The 13,122-nt window shown below is 66.9% G+C and carries 12 protein-coding genes; 4 read left to right on the top strand and 8 right to left on the bottom strand.

Features of this window, described 5'->3' with window-relative positions:
* Positions 1 to 226: 226 nt before the first annotated feature.
* Positions 227 to 802: a tyrosine-type recombinase/integrase gene (locus tag IGS68_RS29735; RefSeq protein WP_201082843.1), complete on the bottom strand. Its 576-nt coding sequence runs from the start codon at positions 800 to 802 to the stop codon at positions 227 to 229.
* Between the two features lie 166 nt (positions 803 to 968).
* Between IGS68_RS29735 and IGS68_RS29730 the strand changes: the two genes are divergently transcribed.
* Positions 969 to 4,004, top strand: coding sequence for a Tn3 family transposase (locus IGS68_RS29730; protein ID WP_201082842.1), 3,036 nt, complete (start codon positions 969 to 971; stop codon positions 4,002 to 4,004).
* Between the two features lie 551 nt (positions 4,005 to 4,555).
* On the opposite strand, the gene IGS68_RS29725 is transcribed toward IGS68_RS29730, so the two are convergent.
* The 3 genes from IGS68_RS29725 to IGS68_RS29715 all read right to left on the bottom strand — a co-directional run bounded on the left by IGS68_RS29725 (position 4,556) and on the right by IGS68_RS29715 (position 6,815).
* A complete protein-coding gene (locus tag IGS68_RS29725; RefSeq protein ID WP_201082784.1) occupies positions 4,556 to 5,005 on the bottom strand; it encodes a YajG family lipoprotein in 450 nt (149 codons plus the stop codon).
* Positions 5,006 to 5,185: 180 nt separating this feature from the next.
* Positions 5,186 to 5,965: a class I SAM-dependent methyltransferase gene (locus tag IGS68_RS29720; RefSeq protein WP_247881474.1), complete on the bottom strand. Its 780-nt coding sequence runs from the start codon at positions 5,963 to 5,965 to the stop codon at positions 5,186 to 5,188.
* A 31-nt stretch (positions 5,966 to 5,996) separates the two neighbouring features.
* On the bottom strand, positions 5,997 to 6,815 hold the full coding sequence (locus IGS68_RS29715) for a MipA/OmpV family protein (protein WP_201082782.1): 819 nt from the start codon (positions 6,813 to 6,815) through the stop codon (positions 5,997 to 5,999).
* 319 nt (positions 6,816 to 7,134) lie between these two features.
* Between IGS68_RS29715 and IGS68_RS29710 the strand changes: the two genes are divergently transcribed.
* From IGS68_RS29710 to IGS68_RS29705, 3 genes are read left to right on the top strand one after another with little or no spacing between them, the layout of a single operon-like run.
* Entirely contained in the window at positions 7,135 to 8,448 is a 1,314-nt protein-coding gene (locus IGS68_RS29710) for an NAD(P)/FAD-dependent oxidoreductase (protein WP_201082780.1), read from the top strand.
* A gap of 2 nt (positions 8,449 to 8,450) precedes the next feature.
* Positions 8,451 to 9,179, top strand: coding sequence for a lysophospholipid acyltransferase family protein (locus tag IGS68_RS35780; RefSeq protein WP_247881473.1), 729 nt, complete (start codon positions 8,451 to 8,453; stop codon positions 9,177 to 9,179).
* Positions 9,179 to 9,946 carry a glycosyltransferase family 2 protein gene (locus IGS68_RS29705; RefSeq protein WP_247881482.1) on the top strand — a complete coding sequence of 256 codons (768 nt, stop codon included), beginning with the start codon at positions 9,179 to 9,181 and terminating at the stop codon, positions 9,944 to 9,946. The genes IGS68_RS35780 and IGS68_RS29705 overlap by 1 nt, the downstream gene beginning before the upstream one ends.
* On the opposite strand, the gene fabG is transcribed toward IGS68_RS29705, so the two are convergent.
* The 4 genes from fabG to IGS68_RS29685 are packed head-to-tail and all read right to left on the bottom strand — an operon-like array spanning position 9,927 to position 13,061.
* Entirely contained in the window at positions 9,927 to 10,646 is a 720-nt protein-coding gene (gene fabG, locus IGS68_RS29700) for a 3-oxoacyl-ACP reductase FabG (RefSeq protein WP_201082776.1), read from the bottom strand. The genes IGS68_RS29705 and fabG overlap by 20 nt on opposite strands.
* Entirely contained in the window at positions 10,643 to 11,077 is a 435-nt protein-coding gene (locus IGS68_RS29695) for a phosphotransferase (RefSeq protein WP_201082775.1), read from the bottom strand. Before IGS68_RS29695 ends, fabG begins: the two co-directional genes overlap by 4 nt.
* The gene (locus IGS68_RS29690; protein WP_201082773.1) at positions 11,068 to 11,868 is read right to left on the bottom strand and encodes a beta-ketoacyl synthase chain length factor; all 801 of its coding nucleotides are present in this window, start codon (positions 11,866 to 11,868) and stop codon (positions 11,068 to 11,070) included. Before IGS68_RS29690 ends, IGS68_RS29695 begins: the two co-directional genes overlap by 10 nt.
* Complete coding sequence (locus IGS68_RS29685) at positions 11,868 to 13,061, bottom strand: beta-ketoacyl-[acyl-carrier-protein] synthase family protein (RefSeq protein ID WP_201082771.1); 1,194 nt, start codon at positions 13,059 to 13,061, stop codon at positions 11,868 to 11,870. The genes IGS68_RS29690 and IGS68_RS29685 overlap by 1 nt, the downstream gene beginning before the upstream one ends.
* Positions 13,062 to 13,122: the final 61 nt, after the last annotated feature.

Raw genomic sequence — 13,122 nt, 5'->3', positions numbered from 1 at the left:
CGTGGCGCAACGCATCGGATCAGATGTCTCGAGCGGATCGACCTGTTCGGGCACGGCTCTAGCACTGCTGGAACGGAAGAACGGCTGGCATTTCGCCGAGGCGGTGGGGGATGTCTTGCCCGACGGCGTGCAGGGGAAAGGGGTTCCAAGCCCAAACCCTCGAAATTTTTGAAATCCTCTAAATTCAATGGGTTGGGCTTCCTGGCTTGATTGTCTCGGCTGTTTTTCAGTCGTCCCAGAAGCCGTTGAAGCGATCGGCCGCCAAGTGGGTGTAGACGACGGTGTGCTGGATGTTCCGGTGGCCCAGGTAATGCTGGATGGCGCGGGTGTCCTGGCCGTCGTTGGCCAGCTTGAAGCCGGTCGAGTGCCGCAGCATGTGCGGATGGATCGGCATGCCCAGCCCGGCCGCTTCGCCGGCGCGGGCGACCAGCTTACGGAAGGTGGCCTCGGTCATCGGTGCCTTGCGCTCGGAGACGAAGACGTAGGGCGTGTCCGGATGATTGCGGAACAGCCGGCGCAAGGCTCGGATTTCCGGACCGCGTAGGGGATGGGTGCTTGGCAGCCCGTTCTTACGACGGCGCACATGCAGCAGCCCCAGGCTCAGGTCTACCTGCTCGCGCCGCAGGCCGACCAGTTCCGAGACGCGCAGCCCATGGCGATAGGCGATCAGAATCATCGTCGCATCGCGGTGGCCATGACGTCCGAGCCGTTGGGCGGCTGTGATCAGTCGGTCGATCTCGGTCGGAGTCAAGTGCTCCCGGCTGCGGCGCTCGGCATTGGGTTGTTTCGGCGGCGGTCGCACGGTAAACAGACTTTCCCGAAAACGATCAGTGGCGCGGTGGTTGCCGGCGCCTTCCGGACCAAGCCCTACCTGGGTCCGAAACAGGTTACTTTCCCGAAAAGACACTTTATAGGGAAAGTCCCAGCCCAGTCCATCCGATGGAAACAACCGCGTGCCCGACCGACCGATGCGCGCCGACGGCAGCAAGCGGCTGACCGTCCTTTCCGAGGCCGAGAGGCTCGCTCTGTACGGCCTGCCCGACTTCGACGACTTCCAGCGAGCCGAGTTCTTCGCCCTGAGCGCCGCTGAACGCGCTCTGGTCGACCAGCGCAAGGGGCTGGCGGAACAGGTCTGGTGCCTGCTGCAGATCGGGTATTTCAAGGCCAAGCAGGCCTTCTTCGGCTTCTCCTGGCCCGACGTCCCGTCCAGCGACATCGCCTTCCTGATGGAACGCTACTTTCCGGGAAGCGCGCTGACGCCGCAGCCGATCCGCGCCAACGAGCATTACGCCCAACGCCGGGAAATCGCCGGGTTGTTTGGCTATCGGCTCTGGGCGGACACGGACCGGGCGGCGGTCGTCGGCAGGGCCGGCCTTCTGGCGAAGCGGGACGTGGCCGCGACCTTCATCCTGACGGAACTGCTGGCCTTCCTGGCCACCCGGCGCATCGTGCGCCCAGGTTATACCACGCTGCAGGGCATCATCAGCGAGGTGCTCACGGCGGAACGCCGACGCCTGGAACACCTTGTCGAGGACGGGCTGGACGAGGAGGCGCGCGCCGCCCTGCAGGGCCTCCTCGTGCGCGAGGACACCCTCTCGGAACTGGCGGCGCTCAAGCAGGACGCCAAGCACTTCGGCTACCGCATGATGGCGATGGAGCGCCAAAAGCGCACCACCCTGGCGCCCTTGCACCGGGTCGCGAAGACTCTGTTGCCCAAGCTCGACATCTCGCAGCAGAACGTCGCCTATTACGCGAGCCTCGCCCATTACTACACGGTCTACGACCTGCGCCGGCTGAAGCCCGGCCAGACCCACCTGTACCTGCTGTGCTATGCTTGGCAGCGCTTCCGCCAACTTACCGACAACCTGGTCGAGGCCTTCGGTTTCCACATGGGGCAGATGGAAGGGCAGACCAAGGAGGAATCGGAGGCCGCCTTCGTCCAGGCACAAGCCGGCCGGCAGCAGGAGGGATCCCGGATTGGCCGCGTACTCCTGCTCTATGTCGACGACACGGTCGACGACGCCACGCCGTTCGGGGCCGTCCGCCACCGGGCCTTCACGATCCTGCCGAGAGAAGCGATGCTCGGCGCCGGCCAGAGGCTGTGCGAAAAGCCGGTCAGCCAGCTTGAACTGCGCTGGCAGGCGGTGGACCGCACGGCGGCGCGCTGCAGGAAGCATCTGCGCCCGCTCGCCATGGCGCTCGAGGTCTCGGCCACCACGGCGGACAATCCGTGGCTCGCCGCCTTGCGTTGGATGAAGGGCGTGTTTTCCCGTCAACAGCGCCTCGCCCAAAGGCCCTTCGGCGAGCTCCCGGAAAACACCATCCCCGACCGGCTGCGTCCGCATTTGCTCGACGTCGATGACGATGGCAAGGCGACCGGCCTGCGCGGGTACCGTTACGAGTTCTGGATCTACCGGCAGCTCCGCAAGCGCCTCGCCACCGGCGAACTCCACCTGGACGACAGCGTCCGGCATCGCCGCTTCGGTGACGAGCTGGTCGCGTCGGACCGGGCGGCGGAGGCGCTCCGGGATCTCGACAGTCCCTGGTTGCGCCAACCCGTGGACGCGACGCTCGACGGCTTGTGCGCCGACCTGCATCGACTTTGGTTGATCTTCGACCGCGACCTGCGCCAAGGCAAGCTCAAGCACCTCGAGTACGACCCCGGGCGCAAGACCCTGTCGTGGCGCACTCCCAAGGTCGACAAGGAGGAAGCGCTGCAGGCCGCCTTCTATGCCCGGCTGCCGGCGCGCGGTATCGCCGATATCTTCCGCTTCGTGGACGAGCGCTGCCGCTTTCTGTCGGCGCTGACCCCACTGCAGCCCCGCTATGCGAAGAGGATTACCGACGACGACAGCCTGACGGCCGTGATCCTTGGTCAGGCCATGAACCACGGCAACCTGGGCATGGCCGAGACCAGCGACATCCCGTACCACGTCCTGGAGGCGACCCATCAGCAGCACCTGCGCCTGTCGACCCTGAAAGCAGCCAATGACCGGGTCAGCAACTTCATCGCCGGCCTCGGCATCTTCCCCTTCTACTCGTTCGATCCGGCAGTCCTGTACGGCAGCGTCGACGGCCAGAAGTTCTCGGTCGCCGTGCCGACAGCCAAAGCGCGGCATTCGCGCAAGTACTTCGGCACCGGCAGGGGCGTCGTCGCCTACACGCTGCTGGCCAACCACGTGCCGCTGGAAACGGAGCTGATCGGCGCTCACGAGCATGAAAGCCACTACGTCTTCGACATCTGCTACCACAACACCTCGGACATCGCACCGACTACCATCACCGGCGACATGCACAGCATCAACCGCGCCAACTTCGCCATCCTCCACTGGTTCGGGCTGAAGCTGGCGCCGCGGTTCACCCGCCGGCAAGCACAGCTCAAGCACCTGTACTGCGGCAACCCGATCGAGGACTACCAGGACTGTCTGGTTCAGCCAGCCGGCCGGATCGACCGCGCGTTGATCGTCGCGGAGAAAGCCAGCATCGACCGGATCGTCGCCACGCTCGGGCTCAAAGAGATGAGCCAGGCCATCCTGGTGCGGAAACTGTGTGCCCTGTCCCCTCACGACCGGACCCGCAAGGCGGTCTTCGAGTACGACAAGCTGATCCGCAGCCTTTACACGCTCGATTACCTCCGCGACCCACAGCTGCAGCGTGACGTCCACCGCTCCCAGAACCGCATTGAGGCCTACCACCAGCTGCGCGCGGTGCTCACCCAGGTCAGCGGCGGCAAGCAACTGATCGGGCGGACCGACCTCGCGATCGCGATCAGCAACCAGTGCGGCCGGCTGGTCGCCAACGTCATCATCGCCTACAACTCGGTCCTGCTCTCGACGCTGCTGGAGCGGTACCGCCGGGAGGACGACCGCAAAGCACTCGCACTGCTGCAGAAAATCTCCCCGGTGGCTTGGCAGCATATCCACTTGCTCGGGCACTACACGTTTCGCGGCGGCAAGCACGCGATCGACCCGGAAGCCCTGCTGGCGAACGTCAGGTTAGGCTAACCCATTGATCGGCAAAGCTTCCAAAAATTTCGAGGGTTTGGGCTTAGAACCCCGGAAAGCGGCGCCCCGGACGGCGCCGGGCGGTCAGCCACACTACTCCGACGTGGCAATTACGGCAGCTCTGACGTTACGCGCCGTATTCTACCAAGGGTTGTAGAAGACCAAGGGGCTGATCGCTCCGCTCCTCCGGTTGCTCGGCATCGACCTGCCGGTTCCGGATCCCGTCAGGGCCAGCGCAGCTATCTCTCCATCCTTGACCGACGGGATCGGAGCCAATAGCTGCCGGCGCAGCCTCGTGTCACTGGCGGACCGATCCACCTGCTGGTCGACAGTTCCGGCCTGAAGCTGAGCGGGCCGGGCGAGTGGCTGGTCGAGAAACTCAACACCAGCAGGCGGCGAACGTGGCGCAAGCTGCACATGGCTTCGACACGGTGACCGGCCGGATGGTCGCTTCCATCCTGACCGACCGCTCCATCCCTGACCCGATCGCCAACCTTTTCCAGCTCCGCCGATACCATCGCCCGGCCTTTGGCTACCGCGCCGCCCGTGCCTCAGGTATCCAGGCAGCCGCCTTTCGGTGCGACCGTGATGCGGATCAATTCGTTGTCACCGCCGCCGAAGACATTGCCGCCGGTGTAGGTCAGGCAGCCTTCGTTCCTGTAGATCACCTGGAGCCGCTGGGCGTCGTTGCCGAAGTAGAAGGGAATCCAGCGCTTCCCGGTCTCATGCCGGATCATGTCGTCCGGTGCGCCGATCAGGCTCGATACCTCGCGCATGGTCATGCCGATCTGGAGCTTGGCGAAACGGCTGCTGGGTGACGGCGTGCCGATCACCTCTCCTTCGAAGCTGCCGTCGCGGGACTTCACGATGCGTGCGCCCGGTTCGGAAGGGGCCGCCGATGCGTTGGCGCCCTGCGTGGAGGTGCGGGCCTCCTGTTGGCTGGCACAGCCCGCCAGCATTGTCAAACCGGCCATCAGGAAAATGATCGCTCTAGTCGTCATGTCGTTCCCTCAGTTGTCTCCGCCCCGGCGAGGGGGCGTCGGGCGCCGACTATCGGTGAAAAAGCGACCGTCAGCATGCGAGAAGATGGATAACGACTACTGGTCAGGAAGCATGGATACTAACGGGTGGAGCGGAGGGCGATGGAAGTTGCTGCCGGTCCGGTCCGTCCATTCGCCTTTTCAGGAAAAGCCGCTGCCGTCCTTCCGTCCGCTGTAGTTCCTGAACAGGTCGAACTCGGCGTCGCAGCGAACCTGTGCGAACCCGGCATGGGTCATCGCCTGCGTGATGACCTCCGGCGCCACGCACCGGTCGATCGTCTCCCAGTAATAGCGCATCAGCGTGCGGCCGCTCGCCCCGCCGCCCGTCAGCCGCGACAGCAGCGGCACGGCCCAGCCGAGATAGGCGCTCATGGCGTGCCGGGTCATCGGGCGGGTCGGGCGGCTGATCTCCAGCAGCAGCACCGTTCCGCCCGGTCTCAGCACCCGGTGGAACTCGCGGAACGTGGCCGTCAGGTCGGCGACGTGCCGCAGCGCGTAGCCCATGGTGATGAAATCGACGCTGGCGTCGGCCAGCGGCAGATCCTCCGCCAACCCCTGGATCAACGGTATGTCCAGCGACCGCCGCGCCTGGGCCAGCATCGATTCGCTGAGATCCAGGCCGATCACGTCGGCGCCGGAGCCGCAGAGCCCGACCGCCTGGCGGGCGACCAGCCCGGTTCCGACCGCGACGTCGAGCAGCCTCATGCCCGGCCGGAGCCCCGCCCGCCGCAGGCAGTGGCGGCGGTACCAAGCGCCGGAGCCCATGGAGAACAGCCGGTTGATCCGGTCGTAGTGATGGGCCGTCTCGTTGAACAGGTGACGGACGAAGCCAGCCCGCTGTGTCTTCCGGCCGTAATAGTCCGGCATCACCGGATGCGGCTCGACTGGCTCCGCGGCGCTGCGTTTCCGATCGTTCGACACCGTCAAGGCTCCCGATGATGAGACGTCGTGGTCAATCCAGCAGCCCTTCCGCCGCGGTGGACCTGCTGGCCGAACTGTAGATCGAGAAGGTCAGGCCGGCGCCCACGGACAGGTTCACGTCGCGTTTGTAGAGGGGGCTGTCCTCGTTGGCCGAGCCGGAGAAAACCTCGCCGCGGAAGGCCCCGAAGACCGAGATGCGATCGGTCACCGGCATGGTCAGCGAGGTCTGAAGGCGCGATCCCAGGTATCCGGCCTCCGCGTCATAGGCCGGCCGGCCCGGACGGGCGAAGCGGGGATCGACCTGATAGTAATAATCCATCAGGTGGCTGGTCGCGAAGATCGGCCCGACGCTGATCCGGAGCCGGTCGTCCCGGTCGAACAGGCCGTATTTGGCATAAGCGATGTCCGGCGCGAACACCAGGCCGCGATATTCGACCCGGGAGAGATCGGTCGAGAAGACGCCCCGCAAGGGCAGCGTCAGGTCGACCCGGTCGGTACGGTCCGCATTGCGGAGCAGGTTGATCCGCAGGCCGGGACCGATCTCGCCCAGCAGGTCGATGTCGGGCATTCCCTCGCGGGCGTCGTTGTCGTCCGCCGACGAGCCGAGCGCGCCTTCCAGGCTGATCTCCAAGGTGACGCGGTCGGAGCGGTAGACCCGGCCCTGAAGCCCCTCGCGGCTGGCCCGAAGGACGTCACCGCGATAGATCACGAACGGCAGGGCGGCGCCCTGGACATGGCTCTGCTCCGAGGCGGGATAATCCGGGACGAGGCCGAAGCCCCCGCCGATCCCGATCTCGAACAGCGGCTTGTCCGATTCCTGTGCTCCGGCCGACCCGGCAGCGGAGAACATTGCCGCCACGGGAGCGACAGTGCCGACAAGAAGAGCCTTCCACAAACGCAACATGCACCGCCGAGTTGTTCGCCTGCCTGCGATCGCGGCGGCATTCTGGGTGGACGGTACTCCGCGATCAAGCAGATTTGCCCCGATCCGGCCGGTTTTCCCGGCGATGTGCCAGGGTCTATACGGCGGACACTTCGCGACTATTCCTCGTTACTGCTTCAGACGAACGGCTTCGACCGGTTTTTGCTGCTAGCGGGTGGATCGGCTGCTTTGGTACAAGCAGCTCTCATGGGCCCATGGTCGGGTAACGGAAGAGAGCGGCAAGCGGATGATGTCGAACAGCTCCGGTCACGATTGCGACGTCCTCGTGGTGGGGGGCGGCCCCGCCGGATCGACCGCCGCGGCACTCCTCGCCGGGAAGGGCTACCGGGTCGTCCTGCTGGAGAAGGATCGCCATCCCCGGTTCCACATCGGAGAATCTCTGCTCCCTCTCAATCTCCCGCTGCTGCAGAAGCTCGGGGTCCTGGAGGAGGTCGAGCGCGTCGGCATGCTGAAATACGGCGCCGAGTTCGTGTCGCCCTACCACGGCAAGGCGATCACGTTCGAGTTCGCCAACGCCTGGGACAAGCGCCTGCCCTATGCCTTCCAGGTCCGCCGGTCGGAGTTCGACCATATCCTGATCCGGAACGCCGCCGCCAAGGGTGCGACCGTCGTCGAAGGCTGCAAGGTGACCGACGTCGAGTTTCCGGCGGAAGGCGGAGCGGTCGTCACCGCCAGGGAAGAGGACGGCGGCCTGCGGACCTTGCGCTCCCGCTTCCTGGTCGATGCGTCCGGCCGCGACACGCTGCTGGCCTCCCGGTTCGGCATCAAGCACCGGAACCGCAAGCACAACAGTGCCGCCCTGTTCGGCCATTTCACCGGCGCGCACCGGCTGCCCGGCAAGGCCGCTGGCAATATCACCGTATTCTGGTTCGATCACGGCTGGTTCTGGTTCATCCCGCTGGCGGACGGCACGACCAGCGTCGGAGCGGTCTGCTGGCCCTATTACCTGAAGTCTCGCAAGACCGACCAGACCACCTTTTTCCAGGAAACGATCGCCCTGTGCCCGGCCCTGGCCGAGCGGCTGAGGGATGCCGAGCTGACCGGGCCGGTGACCGGGACCGGCAACTTCTCCTACCAGGCGGAGCGGATGGCGGGACCGGGCTACATCATGCTGGGCGACGCCTTCGCCTTCATCGATCCGGTGTTCTCGACCGGCGTCTATCTCGCCATGAACAGCGCCTTCAAGGGCGCCGAGACGGTCGATCTCTGCCTGCGGGAACCGGCGCGGCAGGCCGCGGCGTTGAAAAGGTTCGAGAAGGAGATCCGGCAGGGCATCGGCACCTTCTCCTGGTACATCTACCGCGTCACCACCCCGGCGTTGCGCAATCTCTTCATGGGACCGCGCAACGTCTTCAGGGTGGAGGAGGCCCTGCTGTCGCTGCTGGCCGGCGACGTGTTCCGTCCCTCGCCCATAAAGTCCCGGCTCAGGATATTCAAGGCGATCTACTATATGAACGCGGCGCTGGACTTCAAAAGCAACTTCCTGGCCTGGCGGAAGCGGCGGCGGAACGTTCGCGTTCCGGCGGCCGAAACGACCTGATCATGTTCGGCTGGATACGGCGGGTCCGGGAGTATTTCCTGTTCTACGGCCTGCTGTTCCTCTTCGCCTGCCTGTCCCTGGCCTGGAGCCTGCCGGCGGCGCTCCTGGACTTGGTGCTGCCGCGCCGCCTGGGCGGTCCGCTGAGCCGCTTCATGATCAAGTCGGGCTTCCGCTGGTATCTCGCCGTGATGCGGGCCTGCGGCATCTTGAAGTGCGACCTGTCCGCGCTGGACGCGCTACGCGACGATGCCGGCCTGGTGATCTGCCCCAACCACCCGTCGCTGCTCGACGCCGTCCTGGTCATCTCCCGGCTGCCACAGGTCGTCTGCATCGCCAAGGCCAAGGTCTATGACAACCTGCTTCTCGGCAGCGGAGCCCGGATGGCCGGATATATCCGCAACGACGCGCCGTCGTCGCTGGTCAAGGCGGCGGCGAACGAGGTCCGGGGCGGATGCCAGCTCCTGATCTTCCCCGAAGGGACGCGCACCGAGCGTCCGCCGATCAACGCGCTGAAGGGCGGCTTCGCGCTGATCGCCAAGATCGCCGGCGTGCCGGTGCAGACCATCCTCATCGAGAGCAACTCGCGTTTCCTCGGCAAAGGCTGGGATTTCTTCCGGAAGCCCGAGTTCCCGCTGGTCTACAAGGTGAGGCTGGGCCGCCGCTTCGAACCGACGGCCGATGTCCGCGGCCTGGTGCGGAACCTGGAAAGCTATTACAGGTCGGAGCTTTGATCACGTCGCCGTCGACCACCCACCTCGTCCTGATACCCAGCTACAATACCGGGGCGAAGCTGTTCGAGACCGTCCGGGCCGCCCGGCGCCACTGGACGCCGGTCTGGGTCGTCGTCGACGGCAGCACCGACGGTACGGGGGAGGAACTCCGCCGCCTGGCGGAGCGCGATCCCGGCCTGCGCGTGCTGGCGTTGCCGACCAATGCCGGCAAGGGTGCCGCCGTGCTCCATGGCCTGCGCGAGGCGGAGAGGCAGGGATTCACCCATGCCCTGACCATGGATGCCGACGGCCAGCACCCGGCCGACCTGATCCCGCGGTTCCAGGCGATCTCGCAGGCCCATCCCGACGCGCTGGTCCTGGGAAAGCCGGTGTTCGACGATGCGGCCCCGCGGCTCCGGGTCGGCGGCCGGAAGATCTCCAACTGGTGGGCCGACCTGGAGACGCTGTGGACCGGCATCGGCGACTCCTTGTTCGGTTTCCGCGTCTACCCGATCGCGCCGCTGCGGGCCGTCATGGAAGGAAACCGCTGGATGCGCCGCTTCGACTTCGATCCGGAAGCCTCCGTGCGGCTGTGCTGGCGGGGCCTGCGGCCGATCAACGTGCCGGCCCCCGTCCGCTACTTCAAGCCCGAGGAGGGCGGCGTATCCCACTTTAACTATGTCCGCGACAATGCCCTGCTGACCTGGATGCATGTGCGTCTGATGCTGGGCTTCATCGCGCGGCTGCCCTGGCTGGCCTTGCGGCGGCTCAGATCATCGCCCCGTTGATCGAGATCACCTGGCCGGAGATATAGGACGCCCGGTCCGACGCGAGGAATCCGACCAGGTCCGCGACCTCCTCCGGCCGTCCCGCCCGCTTCATGGGCACCATCCGCTTGATCGTCTCGGCATCGAAGGCGGCTTCCGCCATCGGGGAGGCGATGATTCCCGGCGCCACCGCATTCACGGTGATGCCGCGCGGCGCCAGTTCCAGGGCCAGCGACCGGGTGGCGCCGTGGAGCCCGGCCTTGGCCGCCGCGTAGTTGGTCTGCCCCCGGTTGCCGGCGATGGCCGCCACGGACGAGACGCTGACGATCCGGCCCCAGCGCGTGCCGATCATCGGCATCAGCAGGGGCTGGGTCACGTTGAAGAAGCCGTTCAGCGATACGTCGATCACACGGGTCCACTGATCGCGGCGCATGCCCGGCATGACCGCGTCCTCGTGGATGCCGGCGTTGTTCACCAGGATCTGGATCGGGCCGGCTTCGAGAAGCAACTCCAAGGCCGACGTCGTCGCCTCGGCGTCGGTCACGTCGAAGGTGACGGTTTCGGCCGAGCCGCCGGCAGCGGCGATCTCGGCCGCGAGCGCCTCGGCCCGGCTGCCGCCGCCGTTGGCGTGGATCGCCACATGGCAGCCGGCACCGGCGAGCGTCCTCGAAATGGCCGCGCCGAGAGCGCCGCTGCCGCCGGTGACGAGCGCCCGCCTCATGTCCTGTCCGCGTCGATGACGACCGCCGCGCGGCCGGTCAGCAGGTCGAGGCCGCCCGCGCGGACCGTGAAGGCGTAGATCACCCGGTTGCCCTCTCCCAGAAGCTTTTCCGCCCCGATGGCCAAGTCGTCCGCGATGTCGTCGAGCCGCCCGACATGGCAGGCCAGGTCACGGATGCTCGCGAGATAGCCCGCGGACGGACGCGAGCCGCCGCCGGTCAGGCCGCCGTGGAGAGCCATGGCCTGGGCGGCATACTCGACGCCGCAGATTCCCGCCAGGCGTCCGCCGGAACGGAGCGGGTTGTCGGGAAGCCGGTGGCTGGCGGTCCTGCACAGGATGGTGCCCTCGTCCCACGACAGGACGGCGTCGAGCAGGCACATGGACCCGGAATGCGGGATCAGCGCCGCGATGTCGTCGCGGGTCATCGGCATGGCGGTCCGACCGCGATGGTGATCCGCCTGTCCGGGCGGTAAGGGAGGACGACCGCGTCGTCCGCCCCGCGGGCGAGTGCTGCGAGCAGGGGCAGCCCGCGGGCCACGGGGTTTCCCGTCCTGAGACTCTCCAGGCGCGGATCGGTCATCCGGGTCGGCTCGGCCGAGGCCGGGGATACGGCGACGTCGAGGCGGGCGAGCGAGCGTTCCGTCCGCTGCGGCGCCAGGAGGAGGGCGATGCCGAACGGGTCGGAAATCCGGCGGACGCCATCGAGCGGCGCGGGGTAGGGCAGGTCGTACGCGATCAGCGCCACGTCCCAGCCGTCCACCGCGGCTTCCGCCGCCGCTTCCAGCAGGCCTGCCTGGAAGCTCCCGTCCTCGTGCGAAAGGCTGGTCGAAGGTTCGCGCGACTGGGTGGCGATGCTCCAGTAGCCGGCCGGCGCATTATGGACCGAGTTGTGGAACCGCGTCGGCGACAGCTCGCGCTGGTCGGATGCCAGGGTTTCCAGGATCCGGTGGATCGTGTCGGGGTCGCCGCTCGACGAGGTGAAGACGGTGGCCACGGCGGCGGGATCCCGCCCGGCATGGACGATCGCCTCCATGCCGACGGCCATGGCCAGCTTCACCGTCGGAACGCTCCGGCGGCGTTCCGCCGGCGGCAGCAGCGGGCTGGCCGTCAGCACGGTCGGGGCGGGGACGTAGGGAACGCGGCCGGCGAGCATGCCGCGGGAGGCTTGCCAGCCGGGCAATCCAGGCCCGAGGACGCCGACGCCTTCGACGAAGACATGCATCAGCGGGCCCAACCGAAGATCAGGCTGCAAATGGTGCCGCCGAAACCGAAAGAGTTGGTCATGACCCTGTCCAGGGGCGCGGCCTCATTGGCCAGCAGGTAGCGGCTCCCCAGGGCCGGGTCGGGCGTCCGGGTCTGCGGACTGCCGGGCATGAAGCCGGCCTGCATGCAGAGCACGCTGATGATGGCCTCGACGATGCCGGCCGCACCCAGCGTGTGTCCGGTATAGCCCTTGGTCGAGCTGACCGGCGTGGCGGTGCCGAACAGCTCCGTGATCGCCCGGTCCTCCGCCGCGTCGCCATAGGGTGTCGCGGTGCCGTGCAGGTTGACATAGTCGATGTCCGACGGCTTCAGTCCGGCGCGGGTCATCGCCCTTTCCATGGCGAGCCTGGCGCCGAGCCCTTCGGGATGGGGCGTGGACATGTGATAGGCGTCGTTGCTCTCGCCGACGCCCAGCAGGCTGACCGCGCCGTCATGCGCCGCGGCTTCCCCACGTTCGAGCAGGGCGAACCCGGCGGCTTCCCCCAGCGAAACCCCGTCGCGGGCGATGTCGAACGGGGCGCACGCCCCGGGGGAGACCAGTTCCAGGGAATGGAAGCCGTACAGGGTGGTCAGGCACAGGGAGTCGGCGCCGCCGACCACGGCGGCATCGCAGAGGCCCGCCTCGATCATGCGGGCGGCGTTGGCGAATACCTTGGCGGTCGTGGCGCACGCGGAGGAGACGACGAAGGCGGGACCTTCCAGCCCCAGCCGCCGGCTGACGAAATCCGCCAGCGAGCCCGTGCTGTGGGTCGCCGCGAAGTTGAAGTCCGCGGGCAGGGCGCCGGTCGCCGGGTCGCGGTGACGATAGGCCACCTCGGTGCTGAGGATGCCCGAGGTGCTGGTCCCCAGGAAGACGCCTACGCGGTGCGGACCGTATTTCGCGCGCGCCGCCTCGACGGCCGCCTCGAAGCCGTCCTGGCCGATCGCCATGTTCGCCAGCCGGTTGTTGCGGCAGTCATAGGGGGCGAGATCGGCGGGAAGACCGGCATCATCCACGCCGGGCACCTCCCCGACATGGGTTTCCAGCGTCACCGTCTCGAACGTGCAGGGCTTCAAGCCGCCACGGCCGGTGCGCAGCGCCTCCAGGGTGGCTTCCCGTCCGGACCCCAAGCTGTTGACGACGCACATGCGGCTTACGGTAAGTGGCTGCAATTTCGGCTGCTTCGCGATTGTGGAGCAAGTACGGACGGAATGGCCGGAGTCATCGACAACG

Origin of the sequence: Skermanella sp. TT6 (assembly GCF_016653635.2) — a bacterium.
GTDB lineage: Bacteria > Pseudomonadota > Alphaproteobacteria > Azospirillales > Azospirillaceae > Skermanella > Skermanella cutis.
Note: the sequence above shows the minus strand (reverse complement) of the source record. Positions and strands in the feature narration are given on the sequence as shown.